Below are 22,116 nucleotides of genomic sequence, written 5' to 3'. Positions count from 1 at the left end.
TTTGCGTGCTGGCGACTATGCGAGGCGGACATCCGCAGTGGCGAGGCCGAAGATCTTGCGCCCTGCGGATTTGGCGACGATGACGATGACGGCGGTCCTGGTGTCGGGGTCGACCGACTTCACGCGCCCGGTGAACTCGACACTTCCGGGGGAGGCGGCTTCCACGATCGTGTAGTTCGAGAGCCGGACCGCGTACCTGGTCATCGCGCCCGGGTCACCGAGCCACTCGGTGATGAAGCCTGCTCCCAAACCCATCGTGAGCATGCCGTGCGCGATCACGTCCGGAAGGCCCGCGAGAGCCGCGATGTCGTCGTGCCAGTGGATCGGGTTGGCGTCTCCAGCGACGCCGGCGTAGTTCACCAGGTCGCCCCGCGTCAGCCGCGCGATCCGTGTGGGAAGCTCGTCACCGACCGAGATGTCCTCGAAGCGGATGCCGGTGCGCGGGACTCGCGTCCGGACGGTCGTGGACTGGTGCGGGCGGGGCTCCGAAACCGGGTGTGTCACCGTCTGCCTGTCCGCCACTGCGTGGCCTGCGGTGGCGGTTCGGGAGGGCACTTCGATACCGTGCATGACCACGCGCTCGATCGCGCCGCTGATGCCCGCGTCGACGTCCTCGCCGGTGATGCCGACGACGGTCGTGTGCATGACCTGCACAACCCGGCCTGTCTGGTCGGTGAAGGTGTTCTTGACGGTGAGCAGATCCTTGCCCGCTATACGGCGAACCGAAGCGAGCTCGACATCGCTGACCAGCCGGTCACCGGCCACCACCGGGTGGTACATCTCGAAGACCTGATCGGTTTGCACGAACACGTCGTAGCCGGTGATGACACTCTCGAAAAGCTTGCGGTTGGCGAGCATCGCGGCGATCGAGATGAATGTGGTCGGCGCGACCAGGCCCGCGTACCCGAGCTCGTCGGCAGCATCCTCGCTCCAGTGCGCGGGATGGAAGTCCTGCACGGCTCGCGCGTACTCGCGGATCTTCTCCCGACCCACCTCGTAATAGTCATCGACGCGATAGTGATGCCCCACCTGCCCGGCCACATCGAATGTCGCTTCCACCAAGCCGCTCCTCGCTTCAGATTCCTACCAGCCGCCCAATCGGGTAATCGCAGAACCCGACTGCATCGAATGGACACCACTCTTTCACGACGCACGGCTAGGTCCGACAGGACAAGTCGAGGATGCCGACCGTCGGTACTCCGAAGTGTTTCGTGCGTGACTCCACGTCGCTTCGTGATCAGCAGCGGGTAGTCGCACGTCCTCTACCTGCGTAAACGCCGAAAACCTGGGATCGGTAGGGCGCGAATCGTTCCTACCTTTTTCTCAACGGCCCGACAGGAGGCCGGAGGAACCGAACCAGGGGCGCCGCCCCTCGAACGACAAGGACACAGACCATGAACACCACTTCGCTCCGCATCGCCGCCGCCGCCATCGCCGCTGCCGCCGCAGTCGGCGTGCTCACCGGATGCGGTGACAGCAAGGGCAGCTCGCCCGCCGCGCCCTCCTCGGCGCAGCCTGCGACCCCGGCGGGCAAGTCGGTCGCTTCGGTCGACGGCAAGGCCTTCGACGCGAAGTTCGACACCACCTGCGCCAAGCAGGGCGGCACCCTGGCGCTCGCGCTGACCGACGTCGCGAACTCCGCCTACGGCAACCTCTCGGTGAGCGCGACCATCACCGACGCGAACACCGTGCAGGCGGTCGCGATCGCGGGCAGCAAGGGCGGCGACAACGGCCTGCCCTACGCGGTCGGCTTCGGCAACGGCATGCCGGGCGGCTCCGCCAAGGTCGTCAAGGACGGCAACACGTTCAAGGTCACCGGCGAGGGCGTGGGCGCCCCCGACCTGACCAACCCACTGGCCGGGCCGAAGACGTCGAAGTTCGACATCACCTTCGCCTGCTCGTCCATCGTCGGCGCCTGATCGCCGCATGCCCTCCGATCCGCCCCCGTCATCCTGGCGACCTACCGGGATGACGGGGCGCGGTGAAATCTCGACTCTCACAAAGGAAGTGCCATGAAGAAGATCCGTTCGACCGCCCTCGCCCTCGGCGCCGCCGCGATCGGCTACTACGTCTACCACGCCGTCACCTACGTCCCCACCAGCGAATGGGAGCCCGCCGGAATGGGTTGGCTCGGCGTCGAAATGGCGCTGCCGATCATCGCGCTCACCCTGATCCCCATCGTGTTCGCGTTCACCGGCGAAGGCATCCTGAGCGCGCTGACCGGACGCAACAGCGCGGAGTTCCGCGACGGGCTCACCGGCCTCGGCACCGTCCGATCGGTGCGGCAGACCGGCGTGACCGTCAACGACCAGCCGCAGGTCCACGTCGAGTTCAGCGTGGAAGGCTCGGACGGCAAGATCTTCCATTCCTCCGCGAAGATGATCGTGCGGCTCACCGAACTGGCCCTGCTGCGCGCCGGGGTGGTGCTGCCCGTGCGTTACCTGCCCGGCCGGACCGACAAGGTCGAGGTCGACCTGTCCGGCGACGCGGCCGCCGCGCAGCACGCGATGAACGAGTCCCTGATCCGCAAGGGCATAACCACGCGGCACAAGCTCGACATCGCCGAGCGCGGCATCGCCACCCAGGCGGTGGTGCAGTCGCTGTCGGTCACCGGCAATATCCGCGACGGACACTCCGAGGTCGAACTCGGACTGGTCGTCACCCGGCCCGATGGCTCGAGCTTCGCGACCCGCGTGACGAAGTTCCTCGCACCGGCCAGCGTCGGCCACGTGCAGGTGGGCCGGGTACTGCGGGCGCACTACCTTCCCGAGAACGAAAGCGAGGTCGTCATCGCCCTTCCGGTGAACGCCTGATGGGTGAGCCGGACGAAGGTGCCTTTCGACACCCATGCCGCGTCGATTCGAGATCATCGAATCGACGCGGCATTCGTTTGTTCCCAGCTCTGGCGGCCCGGCAATTTGAGGGTTACCTAATTGGGCGGTTGTTCACTTTGCCGTCCCTTCCGGATTGTCCGGATGGTTTACCGTGCGGCCATCGGCCAAACCCAGGAGTCACCGTGAGTCTTCAGCCACTCGCCCTTTTCGTGAAGCACGACGGACAGTCGTCGCGCGCTGCCGTGACATGTGAGTACAAGTGCGCGAACGCGTGCTTCCACGAGGCGCCGAACACCTCCTCGGGCGCCTACTTCGGTGACATCGTCAGCTCCATGAACCGGCGCGGACTGATCAAGGGCGGTGCGGCCGCCGTGCTCGCGGTGGGTGCGGGCAGCGTCCTCGCGGCCTGCGGCGACGACAGCGAGCCGACCACAGTGGGCTCCACCTCGCCCGCGGGCCCGCCCGGAACCGGCACCGACTTCGCCGCCGTCGCGCCGAACAAGGAAGACGCCGTGGTGATCCCGGACGGCTACGAGCAGTCCGTCGTGATCCGCTGGGGCGACCCGCTGTTCCCGGACGCGCCCGCCTTCGACTTCGACAAGCAGACCGCCGCCGCGCAGGCCGAGCAGTTCGGCTACAACAACGACTTCGCCGCCCTGCTGCCGATCGAGGGCCAAGCCAACAGCTACCTACTGGTGGTCAATCACGAGTACACCACCAGCCCGCACATGTTCCGCGGCTACAACAAGGACGCGCCGACCGACGAGCAGATCGCGGTCACCATGGCCGCGCACGGCTTGACCGTAGTCGAGGTGAAAGGCGAAGCCGGTTCCGGCAAGCTCGTTCCCGCCTTCGGCAAGCACAACCGCAGGATCACCGCGAGCACCGAGTTCAAGCTCACCGGTCCGGCCGCGGGCAGCGACTTCGTGAAGACTTCGGCCGATCCGACCGGCACCAAGGTGCTCGGCACCTTCGCCAACTGTTCGGGCGGCCTGACGCCGTGGGGCACCGTGCTGTCCGGCGAGGAGAACTTCCACGGCTACTTCGCCAACGCGGACAAGGTGACCGAGTCGGCCGCCGCTGCGCGGCTGAAGCGCTACGGTTTCGCCGCGGGCAAGACCACCAACCTGTGGGAGCGCGCGGACAAGCGTTTCGATCTGGCGCAGGAACCCAACGAGGCCAACCGATTCGGGTACGTCATCGAGGTGGACCCGTGGGATCCGAACTCGACGCCGATCAAGCACACCGCGATGGGCCGGGTGAAGCACGAGGCCGCCACCATCTACGTCACCAAGAACGGCGATGTCGTCTCCTACACCGGTGACGACGAGAAGTTCGAATACATGTACAAGTTCGTGTCCTCACGCAAGATCCAGCCGGGCACCGGCGCGGCGAGCATGCGGCAGAATCTGACCATCCTGGACGCGGGCACGCTGTATGTCGCCAAGCTCGCGGGCGATCACGCGGACAAGATCGACGGCACCGGCGCCAAGCCGTCCGACAAGGGCTTCACCGGCACCGGCCAGTGGATCCCACTGCTGGAGACCGGCGCGGACGGCAAGGGCAAGTCGCTGGTCGAGGGCATGAGCGCGGAAGAGGTGGCGGTCTTCACCCGCCTGGCCGCCGACAAGGTGGGCGCGACCAAGATGGACCGCCCGGAGGACTTCGAGGCCAACCCCTACACCGGCAAGGTGTATGTGGCGCTGACCAACAACGACAACCGCGGCGCGGACGGCAAGCAGGGTCCGGACGAGGCGAACCCGCGCAAGCTGAACAAGAACGGCCAGATCCTGGAGATCGACGACAACCACACCGGCACCACGTTCACCTGGTCGCTGCTGCTGGTCTGCGGCGATCCCGCGGCGGCCGACACCTACTTCGCCGGGTACGACAAGTCCAAGGTCAGCCCGATCTCCTGCCCCGACAACCTGGCCTTCGACCCGTACGGCAACTTGTGGATCGCCACCGACGGCAACGCGTTGAAGTCGAACGACGGGTTGTTCTCCGTGGTGCTCGACGGTCCGAATCGCGGCCGGACCAAGCAATTCCTCACCGTGCCGCGTGGTGCGGAGACCTGCGGTCCGGTGGTCAGCGAGGCGCGGGTCATGGTGTGTGTACAGCATCCCGGCGAGGCCGACGACGCCACTCCGGAGAACCCGTTGTCGCACTGGCCCGACGGTGGTACGGCCCAGCCCCGCCCCTCGGTGGTGGCGGTCTGGAAGAAGGCCGGCGGCCGCATCGGGGTCTGATACCACAGCCGCGGCACCCCCGGCCCCCTGCAACCACGGCCACCCTCCGCGGCTTTCCCGCGAGTGGAGCCGCTACTCGACTGGGCGGGTAGCGGCTCCGCTCTTGACTCGGCGTTTCCTCCCGACGCCGCTTCATCCGCCCAGCCAACCGGCGAACCGGCGGGTGAGGAACGGCATCACAACCCAGACCATGGCGGCCACGGCGATGGGAACGATGACGGCCAGCCGGAGCGCGGGCGGCAGCTGCTCGAGCTGCGGGGCGGTGGCAGTCACCAGGAGGACGAGGAGGGGATACAGGCCGACGACGGTCAGCAGCCAGATCTTCCATTTGGTCGGGCCGGTACCGGTCTTGGCGGTCACGAGCCGGCCGCCAGGATGTCGGTGACGAGGCGGACCGCCTCCGGGAGTTCGATGTGGTCCTCGGGGTAGTCGCCCAGATGCCGTCCGCCGGGAAGGACGACAGCGGCGGCGCCGAGGTTGCGGACCAGCAGGCCGACGTGTTCGACGGGGTCGGGGATATTGACCGGGTCGTCGATTGCGGAGAGGACGCGGAACTCGCCGGCGGCATTGCGAATTCGTTCCCAATCGAAGGGTTGCTCGAAGAATTCCGCCAATTCGGCGTATCCGACTTCGTGGGCGGCGGTGGATACCAGGACCGCCCCCGCGAAGCGGCCATGTGCGTCGGGATCGTGCTGTTCGAGCATGCGGAGTACGTTGACGCCGCCGATGCTGTGGCCGATCACGACCGTGTCGCGGGCTGGGCCGGCCTCGGAAGCTGCCGCCGCCAGAGTCTTTCGCCACGGGTCGAGGCGGGGTGCGCTGGGGTCGGGGAGGTTCGGGACGACCACTGTGTGGCCGAGCGCTGTCAGCTCCGCGGACAAGTAGGGGAACCACACGCTGTCGCCGGCCGCGTTGTAGCCGTGCGAGACGATGATCGTGCTCATCGGATTGTCACCTCTGACTCGATTCAATCGAAACGCTCCGTAGCGTTTCGATAAAAAGGTAGCAGACCGATACACTCGGCGCCATGACAATCGGTCGGACCGGCGGACGGCAGCGCAGCAGTTCCGCGCGACAGGCCGTCCTGTGCGCGACAGCCGAACTCCTGGACGAACAGGGCTACGGCAAGATCACCATCGAAGGTGTCGCCGCGCGCTCCGGCGTGGCCAAGAGCACGATCTATCGCTGGTGGAAATCCAAGCCTGCGCTGGTGATGGAGGCCCAGGCCGAGGCGGTCGCGCAGCGCATGCCGGAACCCGATACCGGATCCGTCGAGGCCGACCTGATCGCCTTCGCCGCCGCACTGTATCGCGTCGTCGAGTTCCCGCTCCGCGTCGAGGCGCTGCGCGGCATGATGGCCGAAGCCCAGCTCGACTCGGATTTCGCCGGTCATTTCCGCGAATGGGTGCAATCACGCCGAAAAGTGATGTCCGACATCCTCTCTCGCGGCGTGGCCCGTGGCGAACTCGCCGCCGACCTCGACCTCGACCACGCCACCGACCTGATCTTCGGCCCCTTCTGGTACCGCCTGCTCGTCGCCCATGCCCCGCTCGACCCCGCCGACGCCCCCGCGCACATCACCCGCCTCCTCGCCGGCCTTCGCCGCCCCTCTGTCGGCTGAAACCCGGAGGGAAGGTGTGGCGGTCGGTCGATGAAGGCCTACCCGCTGCCGGTGCCGCTCATGTTGGCGTAACCGGCGAAACTGCCCTGGGCGCCGCTGTAGACGTTGAGGTCGACGCGGCCCGCGATGCCCGGAATGGTGCCGCTGTCGGTGGTCTGCCAGAACGTCCAGGTGGACCAGCCGCCGGGGACCTCCGGTTGGGGGTTGCCCCGGTAGTCGGCGATCCACAGCGGGTACTCGGCGAACTCGTCGGTGTCGGCCATCGCGGTACGCCAGAAGTTGGGGTAGGTGTAGACGATCGGGGCGCGGCCGGTGAGCATTTCCACGGTGTTCAGATAGCGGCGGGTCCAGTCGATCAACGCCGCGGGGCCGAGACCGCCGGTGTTCTCCAGATCCAGCACCGGCGGCAGATCGAGCGGCCCGTTCTGTCCCAGCGCCACCGCCGCGTAGAGCGCGGCCTGCGGTTCGGGGGGCAGGTTGGGCCGGGCGTAGTGGTAGGTGCCCCGAGCCATTCCGGCCGCGCGCATCAGCAGGCTGTCGGGCACGAAGTACGGGTTGACGTAGCTGAGCCCCTCGGTGGCCTTGACCATGGCGAAGTCGTGGCCGGAGCGTTTGACCGCGAACCAGTCGATCACGGTTGCGTCGGTGTGCTGCCACGAGGAGACGTCCGGACCGGTCGGCGCGGCGGTCGCGGGTAGCGTGGCGGCGAAGATGCCGGACAGCGTGATCAGTGACAGCGCCGCGCCGCGGCGAGTGGTCGACCTCCAGATGTCCATGCCGCAGGACGATAGCCATTCGCTCTGGCCGTTACCAGTGTGACGGCTGGGGTGTCAGAACTGTTCTGAGCTTTCACCCCATCCAATCCAACACCGACGCCGCCGTCCACGACTGCTGCATGCTGCCGAGCGGTTCGCCGGTGAACGGCTCGTAGTACTCGGCGAAGCTGCCGTCGCTGGCCTGGCGCAAGCCCTCGGCGCGCAGCATGAACGAGCGCTCGGCCCAGCCGCGCCGAGCGAAGACCCAGGAGAACAGCCAGCTCATCACCGGCCACACCGGCCCGCGCCAATACTCGCGGGAACGGAAGTCCTTGGACACCGGCGAGGTCGATGGCGGCAGCGCGTAACGCAGATCCGGATGGCCGCAGAAGCGCGGGCCCTCGAACAGGCGCAGCAGAGCGCGCTCGGTGTCGCGGGGGAGGCCGCCGCACAGCAGCGGCGCGAACATCGAGAGCGTCTCGGTGTTGATCCACCGCTGCAACCGCACGTCGAAATCGCGGGCCGCGCCGGTGCGGGCGTCGGCCGTCGCGACGACGCCCGCGCGGAACCGGTCGGCCCACGCGTAGAGATCGCGCACGTCGGCGTGGGGTTGCTTGTACTCCTCGCCGATATTGGCCAGCACCTCGCAGGCCAGCGCGAAGATTCCGGTGACGAACACGTCCTCGACGGCGAAGCTCATGGTCGAGGCGAGCTGATAGTCGTCATAACCCGCTCGGCGCATCTGCTCGACCAGCCACAGATAGCGGTCGTACTCGCGGTCGGTGGGGCGCTGGGTCGGATCGGAGACCACCAGCACGTCCTCACGGCGATAGGGCGGCAGATCGCCGGGGACCACGTGCTCGTAGGCGCGATCCCAGCGCGGCGAGTTGTCCATCCCGGACTCCCAGCCGTGATACAGCGTGATGCGGCCGGTCTCCTTGGGGTCGCGGGCATGCGCCAGCCAGCGGTGCCAGCGCACCAGATCCGGCCAGCGCCGGTTGAGGAACTCCTCGGCCACGGACCTGGTGCTGCGGCCGTGCCTGCGGGAATGATCCAGGATCCGCTGCACCGCGATGGCGTGCACGGGCGGCTGGGTGATCCCCGACGTGTCCGGGCCGTCGGGCGCGTTGGCCGCCAGCTTGCGGCACTCCCAGCGGGCCGGGCCGGGGAAGTAACCGTCCACGCCGTTGGCGAAGACGATGTGCGGGATCATGCCGTTCTTCCACTGCGCGGACAGCAGGGTGTCCAGCTCGACCACGGCCCGCTCCACGCTCAGCGGCGCGAGCCCGACCGCGACGAACGCCGCGTCCCAGCTCCACATGTGCGGGTACAACCTGGGCGCCGCGCTGGTCATCGTGCCCAGGTCGTTGCCGCGCAGCAGGTAGGCAGCGCGGGCCGCGAGCTGAGTGGGGGTGAAGCCCGGATGTGCCATCCCCCTATTCTGCGATGTCACCCGCAGATATGCCCGCTCAGCGGTGTTCGTTTCGTCTCCATCAGATCGGCCTGTGGCCGCTTCGTGTTCGGCGGTTCTCACTTTCGCATGCCCCGTCCGTGATTCGCTGCTCGAGATTCTCGCCCCGAACCAGCCTGCATCGCTAGTCGTTCGTCCAGTGCTACGGGTTTTTACGCCTTCTTCACCCAGCCGGTTACGGTGGGGCCCATGACTTCCGCCGCGACCACGAAACCGACCGCGTTGATCACCGGCGCCAGTCGCGGCCTCGGCGCCGCGATCGCCAGGGAGCTCGCGCCGACCCACGACCTGCTGCTCGGCGCCCGGTCGGCGGAATCGCTGCGCGGCATCCTGACGGAGTTGCCCGACGCGCGGGGCTGGCCGGTCGAGTTGACCGACTACGCCGCCGTCGCCGCGGCGGTGGAGCCGATCCGGAGCCTGAACGTGCTGGTGCACAACGCGGGCATCGCCGATCTCGGCACGATCGCGGAATCCACCGTCGAGCAGTGGCGAAACACGTTGGAAGCCAACGTTATCGCGGTCGCCGAACTCACCCGGCTGCTGCTGCCCGCGCTGCGGGCGGGCCAGGGTCACGTGGTGCTGATCAACTCGGGCGCGGGGCTGCGCGCCAATGCGGGCTGGGCCTCCTACGCGGCGAGCAAGTTCGGCCTGCGCGCCTTCGGCGACGCGCTGCGCCAGGAGGAGCCGGAGCTGCGGGTGACCTCGATCCATCCGGGCCGAATCGACACCGATATGCAGCGGGCGATCATCGCGGGCGAGGGGCGCGAGTACCGGGCCGAGGACTTCCTCGCCCCCGAGACCGTGGCGTACACGGTGCGTTCCGCCATCGACACCCCGCGCGACGCGCACCCCACCGAGGTCGTGCTCCGGCCGTACTGATCCCGGAGTCACCCGGCGGCGCTCTTTCGGCCGAAGCGCTCGCTCGGCTGTCGGCGCGCACATCGCCGATGGCCTGTTCCGTCGGTACTGATCCCGTACGGGTCCGACGACGCTGTATCGGCCCACGCGTTCCCTCGCGACTGTCGCACGCACGTCGCCGATCGGCTTGTCGCCCGTGCGATCGACCTGCTGATCGACGGGGAGACGGGTGGCCACCGACCTGATGACGCGCTGTAGCTCACCGCCGTGCTCTCGTCCCTGTGATTTGCTCAACGGACCACGCGGGTTCAGGTTCCCGTCACGTTCGCTCGTTAGCGTCCGGCCCCATCCCCGAGGGTTCGTCGCGGGGAGGTTCGAGCGAGCAAGAGGGATCGGGTTGTGGACAGACGTCGCATGCTGGCGTTGCTGACAGCGGGCGCGGCGGTCGCGCTGACCGGATGCGCGGTGGCCGAGGGCGACCCGATCGACAGCGGTTCCGCGGGCGGCGTGCCCCGGCCGCCCGCACCGCCGTTGTTGCCGCCTCCGCCCGGCGGACCGAAGACGCCGATCCCGGCAGGCACGATCACCGCGCTGCCGGGGCCGGGCAGCAGCATGGCGCTCACCGTGGACGACGGAGCCAGTCCCGAGGTCGTCGGCGCCTACATCCGATTCGCCAAGGACACCGGCGCGCGGTTCACCTTCTTCGTGACCGCCTACTACGACTCGTGGGCGATCCACCGGGACGCCTTGCGGCCCTTGGTCGAATCCGGGCAGATCCAGCTCGGCAACCACACCTGGGATCACCCGGATCTGACCAAGCTGTCCGCGTCGGCCGTCGCCGGGCAGCTGGAGCGGGCGAAGACCTACCTGCGCCAGAACTTCGGGGTGGACGGCACCCCGTACTTCCGCCCGCCGTTCGGCAGGCACAACGCCACGGTCGACCGGGTGGCCGCCGACCTCGGCTACACCGTGCCCACCATGTGGTACGGCTCACTGTCCGATTCCGGTGTGATCACCGAGGAGTATCTGATCGAATGCGCGCGGCAGTATTTCCGGCCGCAGACGATCGTCATCGGGCACGCCAACGCGCCCGCCGTCACCCACTGCTACGGACAGCTGGTCGACATCATCAAGGAGCGCAACCTGTCCATGGTCACGCTCGACGACGTGCTGCTCCCACCGCGCTGACCCGCCGTCAGGCGACGATGTTCACCAGGCGCCCCGGCACCACGATCAGCTTGCGCGGCGCCTTCCCGTTGAGCAGCGCGTCGATCTTCTCGTCGGCCAGCGCCGCCGCCTCGATCGCCGCGTTGTCCGCGTCGGCCGCCACCTGAATCCGGCTGCGCACCTTGCCGTTCACCTGGATCGGGTATTCCACCGACTCCTCGACCAGCAGCGCCGGATCGGCGACCGGGAACGGACCGTGCGCCAGCGAGGCGGTGTGGCCCAGGCGGTCCCACAGTTCCTCGGCGATGTGCGGGGCCAGCGGCGCCAGCATCAACACCAGCGGCTCCACCACCGAGCGCGGCGCGCCGTCCGGGTAGCTCTTGGTCAGGTGGTTGGTCAGCTCGATCAGCTTGGCGCCCGCCGTGTTGTCGCGCAGCGCGGCGAAATCCTCGTCCACGCCCGCGATCGTCTTGTGCAGCAGGCGCAACGTCTCCTCGCTCGCGGCGGCGTCGGTGACCCGCACCGCGCCGGTCTCCTCGTTCACCACCAGACGCCAGGCGCGCTGCAGGAACCGGTGCGCGCCGACGACGTCCTTGGTCGCCCACGGGCGCGAGGTGTCCAGCGGACCCATCGCCATCTCGTAGAAGCGGAAGGTGTCCGCGCCGTACAGATCGCACATCTCGTCCGGGGAGATGGCGTTCTTCAGCGACTTGCCGATCTTGCCGTACTCCTGGCGCACCTCGACCTCGGCGCCGGTGGGGTCGGTCCAGTAGAACTTGCCGTCGCGCTCGACCACCTCGGCGGCGGGCACGTACGCGCCGCGCTCGTCGGTGTAGGCGTGCGCCTGGATGTAGCCCTGGTTGAACAGCCGCCGGTACGGCTCGCTCGCGGACACGTCACCCAGATCGAACAGCACCTTCTGCCAGAAGCGGGCGTACAGCAGGTGCAGAACCGCGTGCTCGACGCCGCCGACGTACAGGTCGACGCCGCCCGGGTCGTTCGGCCCGCCGACGTCGGCGCGCGGGCCCAGCCAGTACGCCTCGTTCTCCTCGGCGCAGAACGTCTCGGTGTTCGTCGGGTCGGCGTAGCGGATCTCGTACCAGGAACTGCCCGCCCACTGCGGCATGACATTGGTGTCGCGGCGGTAGCGCTTCAGCCCGTCGCCGAGATCCAGCTCGACTTCCACCCAGTCGGTGGCCTTGGCCAGCGGAGGGGAGGGTTCGGAGTTCGCGTCGTCCGGATCGAAGGTCACCGGGGCGAAATCGTCCAGCTCCGGTAGCACCACCGGCAGCATGGATTCCGGCAGCGCGTGGGGTGCGCCCTGCTCGTCGTACACGATCGGGAACGGCTCGCCCCAATAGCGCTGGCGCGCGAACAACCAGTCGCGCAGCTTGTATTGGATGGTGCCCTTGCCGTGTCCGTCGGCCTCGAGCCGGGCGATCATCGCCGCTTTGGCCTCCTCGACGGACATGCCGTCGAGGTAATCGGAGTTCACCAGCGCGCCTTCGCCCGCGTGCGCGCCCTGCTCCAGGTCGCCGCCGCTGATCACCTCGATGATCGGCAGCCCGAGGACGGACGCGAATTCCCAGTCGCGGTGGTCGTGCCCGGGAACGGCCATGATGGCGCCGGTGCCGTAGCCGCTGAGCACGTAGTCGGCGATGAAGATCGGCACGGCCGCGCCGTTGGCCGGGTTGATCGCGTGATTGCCCAGGAAGACGCCGGTCTTCTCCTTGTTCTCCTGACGCTCCAAATCCGACTTGGCCGCGATCGACTTGCGGTAGGCCGCCACGGCTTCGGCCGGTGTGGCGGCGCCCTCGTTGGTCCACCTGGGGTCGGTGCCCGCAGGCCACGCGGCGGCGGTCAGCTTGTCGACCAGCTCGTGTTCCGGCGCGAGCACCACATAGGTGGCGCCGAACAAGGTGTCGGGGCGGGTGGTGAAGACCTCGATCTGCTCGCCGTCGGCGTCGAACTTCACCTGCGCGCCCCGGGATCGTCCGATCCAGTTGCGCTGCATGGCCTTGACGTTCTCCGGCCAGTCCAGCCGGTCCAGGTCGTCGACCAGGCGATCGGAATAGGCGGTGATGCGCATCATCCACTGCCGCAAGTGCTTACGGAACACCGGGAAGTTGCCGCGCTCGCTGCGGCCGTCGGCGGTGACCTCTTCGTTCGCCAGCACGGTACCCAGGCCAGGGCACCAGTTGACCATCGAATCGGTCTGGTACACCAGGCGATACGAGTCCAGCAGCGCGCCGCGCTCGGCGGGCGGCATCGTGTCCCAGGACTTGCCGTCCGGAACGGCCCGCGCGCCGGACGCGAACTCGGCCGCCAGCTCGGCGATCGGGCGGGCCCGGTTCAGCTCCGTGTCGTACCAAGCGTTGTAGATCCGCAGGAAGATCCACTGTGTCCAGCGGTAGTACTCCGGATCGGTGGTCGCGAACGAGCGACGCCGGTCGTGGCCGAGCCCGAGGCGGTCCAGCTGACGCTGCATCGTGGCGATGTTCGACTCGGTGGTGTCGCGCGGGTGCGCGCCGGTCTGTACCGCGTACTGCTCGGCGGGCAGGCCGAACGCGTCGTAGCCGAGGGCGTGCAGCACGTTGCGCCCGTGCATGCGGTGGTAGCGGGCGAAGACGTCCGTGGCGATGTAGCCGAGCGGATGCCCGACGTGCAGGCCCGCGCCGGACGGGTACGGGAACATGTCCTGGATGAACAGTTTGTCGGCCGGTGTCGGACCGGCCAGCGGTCCCACCGGGTTCGGCGCGTGGAAGGTTCCGCGTTCGTCCCACGTCCGCTGCCACCGGCTCTCGATGCGGCCGGCAAGCTCCGCGTTGTACCGGTGCTCAGGTACATCGCTTTCGGTTGCGCGTGTGTCTTGCACGGTCCTGCCTTCTTGTGGTCGCCGATCCCCGACAAACTTCGTCTATCAGGGTAGAACGTCGCATCGGCAGGACCGAAAATCGGGCTGGCCTGCGGTTGCGGCCGGGTTCGCCGGACGAGGCGCCCGTCGGCGGGCGCGGGGCACCGATGCGCTAGCCTGCATGGGTGTTCGTCGTCGCTCTCGTCCTGTTCGTGCTGGCTGTCGTGGCCGTCACAACCGGAGCACTCGGGCTGACCGGCCGGTTGCCCCGGAATCGTTTCTTCGGTGTCCACACCGAGGCCGCGCTGTCCACGGACGATACGTTCCGCGTCGCCAACCGGGTCGCCGCTCCCACCTCGATCGCGGCCGGGGCGCTGCTGTTCGCCGGTGGTCTCGTCGGGCTGGCCGCGGGCGGGTTCGTCGCGCTGGCCGTCGCGGCCTGCGCCGCCGTCGTCGCCCTGTTCACCCTCGGCGCCGGTGCGAATGCCGCCGCGCAGGCGGCCGAAGCCATCGCCCCGCCGCCGCAGACCGGTGGTTGCGGCAACTCCTGCGGCGCCTGCTCGCTCCGCGACGCCTGCCAGCCCGCGAGCTGAGGCCCATCACCCCGCGTCCGCGCATTGCGCGATGTCTGTCGGCCATGAGTCGAGGCCGATGGCCCGTGTCCGTCCACTCCGCGACGCCTGCCGATCCGCGAGCTGAGGCCCATCACCCCGCGTCGGCGCACTCCGGCGGCGGGACGCTGCGCGACAACGGACTGTCGACCGGCGTGAAGTAGAGCACACACAGCAATACCGGCACCGTTCCGAGATTGCGCGCCACGTGCGGGTAGCGCGGCCCGCTCGGTTCCCGGAAGATCCGCGGGCGCCGGTAGGTGACCGGCGCGCAGTCCGCACCGGGATGATCCAGCGTCCCCCGCGCGACCAGCACGAACAATGTCCCGTCGTGGTAGTGCCACCCGCTGCTGCCACCCGGCTCGATGAGCGTCTGGCGCAGCACGACCGCCCACCGTCCCAGAGCGAACCGGAACAGGACCCTACTGGCCGTCCCATGAGCGGGCGCCGCGTTCACCTCGAAATCGGACCACACGCTTCGATCGAACCACTCTCCGCGCCGGGGTCCACTCGATCCGGCCGAGACACGTGCGCCGCGCTCGGCGATCCGATGCGGGGCGACATCAGCAACGACCGGTCTCCGGACTGCGAACCGCAAGCGGGACGCGAACGCACACGCTCCCCGCATGGCGGGCGTGCGCAGCACGCCCGCTCTGGGTAGCCACTCCGATCAGGTCGTCACGCGCGGTGGATCGGCGGTGAGGGCCTGGAGTACCGCGTCGTCGGACGCCGGGTCGCCGACGGCGATGCGTGCGCTGCCGTCGGCGTAGGACTTCGCGGCTATGCCCGCGCGCCGCAGCGCCGTGTTCGCACCAGGGCCGGGTACGTACAGGAAGTTCGCGTGGCTTTCCGGTATCGCGAATCCATGAGCCAGTAGTGCGCTGCGGAGTGCGTCGCGCCTTTCGGCGATGCGCAGGGTGCGCGCGGCGAGTTCGGGTGCGGCGGCGTACGAGGCGGCGACCGCGGCCACCGCCGCCGCGCCCATCCCGAAGGGCAATTGCAGTGTGCCGATTCGCGCGATCAACTCGGTCCGGCCGAAGGCGTAGCCGATACGCAGCCCGGCCAAGCCGTACGCCTTCGAAAAGGTACGTAGCACAACAAGGTTGGGATGCTTCGCGATCAGCGCCCGTGGGTCGACGTATGCGGTGGCGCCGAGGAATTCGACGTACGCCTCGTCCAGAACGACCGGGACCCGGCTGGGAACGTCGGACAGGAATGCCTTCAGATCGTCGGCCGGGATGACCGTTCCGGTGGGATTGTGCGGACGGCACACCACGATCAGCGCGGTGCGACGGTCGACGGCCCGCCGCATCGCCCGCAGATCCTGGTTCCCCGCCGAATCCAGCGGCACCGGCACGGCGGTGACGCCGGCCATCTCGGCCATGATCGGATACCCGTCGAACGTCGGTGCGCTGTAGACGATCTCGTCTCCCGGCGTGGTCAGGGTCTGCAAGATCTGCAGTGCCACGCCGGTCGCCCCCGACCCGACCACCACTTGGTCCGCCCCTACACCGAGGTGCTGGGCGATCAGCGTCGGCAGGCGGCGCGGCAGGAACTCCGGGTATCGATTGGCCTGAGCCAGCGTCATGTGCACGGCTCGCAACACCGAAGGCAGCGGCGGGAACGGATTCTCGCTCAGAGCGAGGTCGAAGCGGGGTGGCACCCGGTGCGTCCGATACCGGTGCGACGGCCGGGTGCCGTCGACGACGCGCACGCTCATCGCGCGGCTCCCCAGCGGACGGCGGCCGCGCCCGCGAAGTCGCCCGCGTGCGCGAACGCCGACATCAGGACCAGCGATCCGTTGGGCAGCCGTCCCGCCCGGTTCTCCACGTCCAGGGTCACCGGAATGCCTGCGGCGAACAGGTTTCCGCAGGAATCGAAGGTGTCGGGGTGACGGTGCGGCGGGAGCTCCAGCGCGTCGTGCCAGTTGCGCAGGAACAGCCGGTTCGGCTGGTTGGTGACGAACGTGTCGACGTCGCGTCCCCGCACGCCGATCCGATCGCACACCGCCAGGGCGACTTCCGGAACGAGCCGATTGCCCCTGGCGAACACCTTGGTGATCTTGGACTCGGTGAAGCTGACGCAGCCCTGGCCCTCGCCCGGCTCCCAGTACTTGCGCTCGCCGTTGGTGGAGAAGTCCATGTCGCCGGCGAATTCGGGATAGGTCCGGCATTCGATGTCGAGAATCGGCGCGCTGTCGTCCTTGCGGAGCAGTCCGACACCGCAGCCGTCACCGGGCACGGGAGCCTGCGCCAGCTTGCGGATATCGGTCTGGGTGAACACCGGTCCCGCGCAGTTCTGGGTCGCCGCGATCAGCGCGGTGCGGGCGGGCGTGGTCTGCAGGATCATCCGGGCCATCGCCATCATGTGCACGAACGCCGCACACCCGCCGTTGTGCACGTCGTAGACGTACGAGGGACGGATGCCGAGCCGTCGCGCCACCTCGGGCCCGCAGCCGAGCACCGGATTGTCCGGCAGTTGGGTGTGCGTGATCAAGACGTCGACCTCGGCGATGGCGTCGGCGCCGTTGCGTTCGATCAGCGGTGCGACGGCGCGCTCGACCATGTCCACCGCGGTCTCGTCGCGCGCGACGTGGTGGCGGCCCTTGGGCGAGCGGAACATGACGTTCTTCGCCATCCGGTCCGAGCGCGAGAACTGGGTGAAGTACTCGGTGCCGACCGGCTCGCCCGGTAGGTACGAGGCCACGTCGACGAGACTGACCTCAGGGAGATGTTGTTGCGTGGTGGTCACTCGAGCCTCACTTCATCCAGTCGGGCTTGATCGGCAGGCCGTGCGCGGCCCGGTACTCGCAGATGGCTTTGAGGTTGTCCATCTCCAGCTGATGCCCCGCCGAGAACATCTCCCAGAAGTCGCCGACCCACACCGGGCGGTTCGGGGGAGCGGACTCCGGGTACGGGTTGTCGTCGTAGAAGGGGTGCTTGCAGTTGACCCACAACACCACCGAACCCGGCTTGTGGAACACCAATTGCGCGTCGACCACGCGCAGCAGGTAGATCATCCACAGGTGTTGTCCCTGGTCCCAGGCACAGTGGTAGTCGACGGTCATGGCGTCGGGGTTGGCGACGGTGCGGGTGAAGATCTCGGTCTCCGAGCCCAGCCGGTCATAGGCCAGCCAGAGTCCGGGTTCGTCGGTCTCCACGAACCCGCGCAGGCTGTAGGTCCATTCCTCCAGCGACCTGGTGTCGGCGAGGTATTCGTAGACCTCGCGCGGCGGCGCGTCGATGTACGCCTGCACCGGACAGTATTCGCCGAAGATCTGCTCGTGCGGATACACCGACCGCAGCATGTCCATGATGATCGGCGTGGTCGCGTCTTTGTCGGAGTTCTCGATGCGGAGCACGCCGGGCACGGCCTGTTCCGGAATATCGCTGAGGGCGGGGAGGGAACTGGTGGTCACGGTGATACTCCTTCGGGTAGGCGTCGGCGGGCGCCGCCGCGTGGGGTTCATCGAAGATCGCGGGATTGCTCCACGGCGTTAATGAAGGGCAGGAACGGAGGAATCTCGTCGGGATCGCATTCGATCGAAAGGAACGACGGTCCTTCGGTTTCCAGGCAGCGACGCAGTGTGGCGGCGAGTTCGCCGACGGTGCGCACCGAGAACGCGGGCAGACCGGGGAACATCGCGGCGATGCCCGCGCCGAGGTCGGCCGGGCGGAATCGGTTGAAGCTGTAGCGGTCCCGGTAATACAGCTGCTCCCTGGTCACGCACATGGCGTGCGCGTTGTTGTTCAACACGACGAAGGTGACCGGAAGGGCGTGCTCGATCGCGGTGTGCAACTCCATGCCGTGCATGTAGAACGAGCCGTCACCCGCGATGACCACCGTCCGCCGGACACCGTCGGTCCGCGCATGCCGCGCGAACGCGGACCCGATGCCCGCGCCGAAGGCGTAACCCATTCCGCCCATCCCGAGGGCGACCACGAACCGCCCGTCCCGCGGCACCCTGAGGTGGTGCACGACCGACGCGCCGGTGTTGCCCGCGTCGGCGAACACGTCGGTGCCCTCCGGCAATGCGGCATCGATCGTCTCGACCACATCCCGGTACCGCAGACCGGGGCCCGAGGAGTCGGGCACCCGCAGCGAAGTCAGCGGTTGCGTCGCGTGCACGCGTTCGGATCCGGTACTGCCGTCGTCCAATTCGTCGGCGAGCTCGGCGAGTGTTCGCGACAGGTCGGTACTGGTCGCATGGATGGCGGGCAGATACGGTGGCGCCACGCCGATGCTCGCGACGGTTCGCTCGGCGAGCGCGGCCTCCGAGCCGGCGCGGGTGGTGACCGGCAATCGGGTGCCGACCAGCAAGCACAGGGCCGAGGACCGGATGGCCGCCGCCAGTTCCGGGTGCCCCATGGTGCCCGCGACGCCGCAGAAGGCCGGATCGGCGTTGTCGTAGACGTCCTTCGCGTCCGGCGCGACGCCCACCGCGGCATCCAAGGCGGTGGCGAGGCGGGCAAGCTCGTCGCGCGCGTCGTCGCGCGCGACCTGATCGCCCGCGATGATCACGATCTTCCCGGTGTGCCGGGCCGTGGCGAGCGCGGCGCGAACACGAGCGAGTCCGGCCCGGTCGGACCGATGTGTCCTGGCGGCGGGACAGAGCGGCGCGATAGGGCCCGCGTCGGCCTGCTGCACGTCTTTGGGCAGCAGCAGCACCGCCGGGCCGCCCCGGCGGGCGGCCTGCACCGCTCTATCCAGCCGATCCGCCAGGTCGGCAGCGGTTTCCACCCGTGCGCAATAGGTGCTGACCGCGCCGAACAGACGGACCGCATCGATGGCGCCCGCGCGTCCGCTGGTGTCCTGGAAGGCGCCGTTGCCCTCCAGCGCGGTCGGGGGCTGCCCGACCAGGGCGAGTACCGGTACCCGCGACGCGAACGATTCGGCGAGCCCGGCGACGAGATTCATCGCGCCGCCGCCGGAGGTCGCCGCGACCACGCCCAATCCGCCTGTGCCACGGGCATATCCGTCGGCCATGGTCGCCGCGGAGAACTCGTGTTTCGCGACCACGCCGGTGACGTGGTCCGGCGCGTCGAAGATCGCGTCGTACAGGTCCTCGATATTGGCGCCGTCCACTCCGAAGATGTGTCGCACGCCCAACGCCGAAACCGCTTGCACCAGATGGTCCACGACTCGAGTCCGCATCCGCACTCCCTTCCGCTGACGAAATTTCGACTGCGTACACGAGTGATACGGACCTGGTCGCCGAACGGTTCAACGGCGGAGCAGAAGATGTGCCGACCAACCTTGCGTGTACGTATACATCTACGTATAGTTGGGACATGCCCAACAAGACGATCTACGTGGCCGATGACGACCTCCCGCTCTTCCAGCGCGCGCAGGAGTTGGTCGGCGGCAACCTCTCGGGGGCGGTGGTCACGGCGCTGCGCCGATTCATCGAACTCGAGGAGGGGCGGCTGGAGGGCTATGACGAGATCGTGCTCAAGGTCGGTCGCGATGGTGTGCGACAGGTCCGCTTCTCCGGGACCCTGCTAGGGGAGTGGCACGAGGTGAACGATACGCGCATCGAGCACGTCCAGGTGTATCGCAGCCGCAAGGGCAAATTCGTGATGCACGCCCAGTATTCGAACTGGGACGAGTATCCCGCCGAGGCGGGCACGAATTGGCTCAAGGACTGGCGAGACCCGAAAAGCTGGCGGCGTTTGCTCGGCGTCGGGCAGCAGGACTGGGGTGACTTCATCTTCGTCGTGGTGGATTCCCTCGACGAGTTGAAGGACCGACTGCCCGACAAGCTCTACCGGCGGGTGGTCGACGTGGCCGAAGGGCCGAAGATCGAGGACCTGGATATCTAACCGCCGCAACCGAATCGACTGACGCCGCGCCCCAAAAGGGGAGCGGCGTGGATAACACATGCCCATATGCGCATAGTGAAATGTATGTCAGAAAGGAAAGACCATGGTGAACGGCCATCGCGTGCCCGCCGTCTCGGTGCGCGGCCTGCGGAAATCGTTCGGCGAGCAAGTCGTGCTCGACGGGATAGACCTCACCGTCCCGGAGGGAACGGTCTTCTCGCTGCTCGGGCCGAACGGCGCGGGCAAGACCACCACCGTGCAGATCCTGACCACACTGATCCCTCCCGACGCGGGCGAAATCCGGGTGGGCGGCCATGATCTCACCGCCGAGCGCAAGCAGGTGCGCGCGCAGATCGGCGTGACCGGGCAGTTCTCGGCGGTCGACGAACTGCTCACCGGCCGGGAGAACCTGCTGCTGATGGGCGATCTGCATCATCTGTCCCGGCGGGACAACCGCAGGCTGGCGGCGGATCTGCTGGAGCGCTTCGACTTGGTCGACGCGGCGGACAAGACGGCGTCCACCTATTCCGGCGGCATGACCAGGCGCCTCGATCTGGCCATGACGCTGGTCGGCGATCCGCGCATCATCTTCCTCGACGAGCCGACCACCGGGCTCGATCCACGCAGCAGGCGCGCGATCTGGGACATCATCCGCGGGCTGGTCGACGATTACCGCGTCACGGTCTTCCTCACCACCCAGTATCTGGAGGAGGCCGACCAGCTCGCCGATCGCATCGCGGTGCTCGACCGGGGCAAGCTCGTCGCCGAAGGCACCGCGGCGGAGTTGAAGCGGCTGGTGCCTGGCGGCCACATCCGTCTGGAATTCGCCGATCGAGCCGCCTTGACCGCGGCGGCCGACGCGCTCGGCGCCGTGGCCCCGCCGCCGGACGACGACGAGGACCTCACCCTCGCGGTGCCCAGCGACGGCGGCGTGAAATCCCTGCGCGCCGTGCTGGACCGGCTCGACGACGAGCGAATCGAGGTCGAGGGCCTCGCCGTGCACACCCCAACCTCGACGACGTCTTCCTCACCCTCACCGGCCACCCCACGACCGAAAAGGAACCCGTGCGATGAGCATGTCCTACGCCCTCGCCGACTCGGCGACCATGCTGCGGCGCAATCTCGTGCGTGCCAAGCGCTATCCGAGCATGACCTTCGGCGTCATCGTGATGCCGACGGTGCTGTTGCTGGTGTTCAACTTCGTCTTCGGTGGCGCGCTGGAGAAGTCGTCCGGCGGAAACTACATCGACTATCTCGCGCCGGGCATGCTGCTGATGATTCCGGCGTACATGACGGTCTCGGTCGCGGTGGCGGTCGCCACCGACACGACCAAGGGCATCGTGAACCGGTTCCGCACCATGGACATCGCGCAGTCGGCCATGCTGACCGGTCACGTGGTCGGCGCGCTGATCCAGGCGTTGATCGGCATCGCCGCGATGGCGGGCGTCGCACTGCTCATCGGCTTCCGCCCGAACGCGAACCCGGTCGAGTGGCTCGCCGTGTTCGCGCTGCTCGCGTCGGTGATGTTCGCGCTCACCTGGCTGTCGGTGGCGCTCGGCCTGCTCGCGCCGACCCCTGAGAGCGCAAGCAACTCGCCCTTTCCGCTGGTGATGCTGCCGTTCCTCGGCAGCGGCCTGGTCGCCACCGACACCATGCCCGCCGGGTTGCGTCAGTTCGCCGAATACCAGCCCTTCACGCCGTTCACCGAGACCATCCGCGGCCTGCTGATGGGCACCGAGATCGGCGCCAACGGGATCATCTCGCTCGCCTGGTGCGTCGGGCTCGCGGCGGTCGGGTACCTGTGGTCGTCCTCGATCTTCCGGCGGCAGACGCGCTGAACCGGTCGCCGACGCAGAGATCCCCCGCGGGCAGCG

General features: G+C 68.1%; 20 protein-coding genes and 1 pseudogene. 10 read left to right on the top strand and 11 right to left on the bottom strand.

Features of this window, described 5'->3' with window-relative positions; all coding sequences use genetic code 11:
* Positions 1 to 15: 15 nt before the first annotated feature.
* Positions 16 to 1,062 carry a fused (3R)-hydroxyacyl-ACP dehydratase subunits HadA/HadB gene (locus tag ACL03I_RS22020; protein ID WP_412806856.1) on the bottom strand — a complete coding sequence of 349 codons (1,047 nt, stop codon included), beginning with the start codon at positions 1,060 to 1,062 and terminating at the stop codon, positions 16 to 18.
* Positions 1,063 to 1,394: 332 nt separating this feature from the next.
* Here ACL03I_RS22020 and ACL03I_RS22015 point away from each other — a divergent pair, with 332 nt between their 5' ends.
* The 3 genes from ACL03I_RS22015 to ACL03I_RS22005 all read left to right on the top strand — a co-directional run bounded on the left by ACL03I_RS22015 (position 1,395) and on the right by ACL03I_RS22005 (position 5,083).
* Positions 1,395 to 1,919, top strand: a complete 525-nt coding sequence (locus ACL03I_RS22015; RefSeq protein WP_412806855.1) for a lipoprotein LpqH — start codon at positions 1,395 to 1,397, stop codon at positions 1,917 to 1,919.
* A gap of 93 nt (positions 1,920 to 2,012) precedes the next feature.
* Positions 2,013 to 2,813, top strand: a complete 801-nt coding sequence (locus ACL03I_RS22010) for a hypothetical protein (protein ID WP_412806854.1) — start codon at positions 2,013 to 2,015, stop codon at positions 2,811 to 2,813.
* Between the two features lie 203 nt (positions 2,814 to 3,016).
* Positions 3,017 to 5,083 carry a PhoX family protein gene (locus ACL03I_RS22005; RefSeq protein WP_412806853.1) on the top strand — a complete coding sequence of 689 codons (2,067 nt, stop codon included), beginning with the start codon at positions 3,017 to 3,019 and terminating at the stop codon, positions 5,081 to 5,083.
* A gap of 132 nt (positions 5,084 to 5,215) precedes the next feature.
* On the opposite strand, the gene ACL03I_RS22000 is transcribed toward ACL03I_RS22005, so the two are convergent.
* Together ACL03I_RS22000 and ACL03I_RS21995 are read right to left on the bottom strand one after the other, a co-directional pair.
* Positions 5,216 to 5,443 carry a hypothetical protein gene (locus ACL03I_RS22000; RefSeq protein WP_412806852.1) on the bottom strand — a complete coding sequence of 76 codons (228 nt, stop codon included), beginning with the start codon at positions 5,441 to 5,443 and terminating at the stop codon, positions 5,216 to 5,218.
* Positions 5,440 to 6,027 (bottom strand): RBBP9/YdeN family alpha/beta hydrolase, encoded by a 588-nt coding sequence (locus ACL03I_RS21995; RefSeq protein WP_355071267.1) that lies wholly within the window; start codon positions 6,025 to 6,027, stop codon positions 5,440 to 5,442. The genes ACL03I_RS22000 and ACL03I_RS21995 overlap by 4 nt, the downstream gene beginning before the upstream one ends.
* An 83-nt stretch (positions 6,028 to 6,110) precedes the next feature.
* On the opposite strand from ACL03I_RS21995, the gene ACL03I_RS21990 reads away from it, so the two are divergent.
* The gene (locus tag ACL03I_RS21990; protein ID WP_355071269.1) at positions 6,111 to 6,704 is read left to right on the top strand and encodes a TetR/AcrR family transcriptional regulator; all 594 of its coding nucleotides are present in this window, start codon (positions 6,111 to 6,113) and stop codon (positions 6,702 to 6,704) included.
* A 38-nt stretch (positions 6,705 to 6,742) separates the two neighbouring features.
* Here ACL03I_RS21990 and ACL03I_RS21985 read toward each other — a convergent pair whose 3' ends face one another.
* Together ACL03I_RS21985 and ggh are read right to left on the bottom strand one after the other, a co-directional pair.
* A complete protein-coding gene (locus ACL03I_RS21985) occupies positions 6,743 to 7,480 on the bottom strand; it encodes a glycoside hydrolase family 25 protein (protein WP_355071271.1) in 738 nt (245 codons plus the stop codon).
* A 73-nt stretch (positions 7,481 to 7,553) separates the two neighbouring features.
* Positions 7,554 to 8,891: a glucosylglycerate hydrolase gene (gene ggh, locus ACL03I_RS21980; RefSeq protein ID WP_355071273.1), complete on the bottom strand. Its 1,338-nt coding sequence runs from the start codon at positions 8,889 to 8,891 to the stop codon at positions 7,554 to 7,556.
* Between the two features lie 228 nt (positions 8,892 to 9,119).
* Here ggh and ACL03I_RS21975 point away from each other — a divergent pair, with 228 nt between their 5' ends.
* The gene (locus tag ACL03I_RS21975; RefSeq protein WP_355071275.1) at positions 9,120 to 9,809 is read left to right on the top strand and encodes an SDR family oxidoreductase; all 690 of its coding nucleotides are present in this window, start codon (positions 9,120 to 9,122) and stop codon (positions 9,807 to 9,809) included.
* 393 nt (positions 9,810 to 10,202) lie between these two features.
* Positions 10,203 to 10,976: a polysaccharide deacetylase family protein gene (locus tag ACL03I_RS21970; RefSeq protein WP_412806913.1), complete on the top strand. Its 774-nt coding sequence runs from the start codon at positions 10,203 to 10,205 to the stop codon at positions 10,974 to 10,976.
* A gap of 7 nt (positions 10,977 to 10,983) precedes the next feature.
* Here ACL03I_RS21970 and leuS read toward each other — a convergent pair whose 3' ends face one another.
* Entirely contained in the window at positions 10,984 to 13,830 is a 2,847-nt protein-coding gene (gene leuS / locus ACL03I_RS21965; protein ID WP_412806851.1) for a leucine--tRNA ligase, read from the bottom strand.
* A 164-nt stretch (positions 13,831 to 13,994) separates the two neighbouring features.
* Between leuS and ACL03I_RS21960 the strand changes: the two genes are divergently transcribed.
* The gene (locus ACL03I_RS21960; RefSeq protein WP_412806850.1) at positions 13,995 to 14,402 is read left to right on the top strand and encodes an SdpI family protein; all 408 of its coding nucleotides are present in this window, start codon (positions 13,995 to 13,997) and stop codon (positions 14,400 to 14,402) included.
* Between the two features lie 112 nt (positions 14,403 to 14,514).
* Here ACL03I_RS21960 and ACL03I_RS21955 read toward each other — a convergent pair whose 3' ends face one another.
* The 5 genes from ACL03I_RS21955 to ACL03I_RS21935 form a co-directional block, all read right to left on the bottom strand.
* Positions 14,515 to 14,895: a cupin domain-containing protein gene (locus ACL03I_RS21955; RefSeq protein ID WP_355071280.1), complete on the bottom strand. Its 381-nt coding sequence runs from the start codon at positions 14,893 to 14,895 to the stop codon at positions 14,515 to 14,517.
* A gap of 195 nt (positions 14,896 to 15,090) precedes the next feature.
* Positions 15,091 to 16,140 carry an aminotransferase class I/II-fold pyridoxal phosphate-dependent enzyme gene (locus tag ACL03I_RS21950; protein WP_355071282.1) on the bottom strand — a complete coding sequence of 350 codons (1,050 nt, stop codon included), beginning with the start codon at positions 16,138 to 16,140 and terminating at the stop codon, positions 15,091 to 15,093.
* Complete coding sequence (locus ACL03I_RS21945; RefSeq protein WP_355071284.1) at positions 16,137 to 17,171, bottom strand: 3-oxoacyl-ACP synthase III family protein; 1,035 nt, start codon at positions 17,169 to 17,171, stop codon at positions 16,137 to 16,139. The genes ACL03I_RS21950 and ACL03I_RS21945 overlap by 4 nt, the downstream gene beginning before the upstream one ends.
* A gap of 7 nt (positions 17,172 to 17,178) precedes the next feature.
* Positions 17,179 to 17,838 carry an SRPBCC family protein gene (locus ACL03I_RS21940; RefSeq protein ID WP_355071286.1) on the bottom strand — a complete coding sequence of 220 codons (660 nt, stop codon included), beginning with the start codon at positions 17,836 to 17,838 and terminating at the stop codon, positions 17,179 to 17,181.
* Between the two features lie 47 nt (positions 17,839 to 17,885).
* Positions 17,886 to 19,574, bottom strand: a complete 1,689-nt coding sequence (locus ACL03I_RS21935; protein ID WP_412806849.1) for a thiamine pyrophosphate-binding protein — start codon at positions 19,572 to 19,574, stop codon at positions 17,886 to 17,888.
* Between the two features lie 137 nt (positions 19,575 to 19,711).
* Here ACL03I_RS21935 and ACL03I_RS21930 point away from each other — a divergent pair, with 137 nt between their 5' ends.
* The 3 genes and pseudogenes from ACL03I_RS21930 (at position 19,712) to ACL03I_RS21920 (ending at position 22,080) form a co-directional block, all read left to right on the top strand.
* Positions 19,712 to 20,242 (top strand): EXLDI protein, encoded by a 531-nt coding sequence (locus tag ACL03I_RS21930; RefSeq protein WP_355071290.1) that lies wholly within the window; start codon positions 19,712 to 19,714, stop codon positions 20,240 to 20,242.
* Between the two features lie 103 nt (positions 20,243 to 20,345).
* A pseudogene (locus tag ACL03I_RS21925) lies at positions 20,346 to 21,316 on the top strand (ATP-binding cassette domain-containing protein).
* The gene (locus ACL03I_RS21920) at positions 21,313 to 22,080 is read left to right on the top strand and encodes an ABC transporter permease (RefSeq protein ID WP_355071293.1); all 768 of its coding nucleotides are present in this window, start codon (positions 21,313 to 21,315) and stop codon (positions 22,078 to 22,080) included. The pseudogene ACL03I_RS21925 and the gene ACL03I_RS21920 overlap by 4 nt, the downstream one beginning before the upstream one ends.
* Positions 22,081 to 22,116 lie beyond the last annotated feature (36 nt).

Origin of the sequence: Nocardia sichangensis (assembly GCF_047200615.1) — a bacterium.
Taxonomy (GTDB): Bacteria; Actinomycetota; Actinomycetes; order Mycobacteriales; family Mycobacteriaceae; genus Nocardia; species Nocardia sichangensis.
This window is presented reverse-complemented; position numbering and strand designations above follow the sequence as displayed.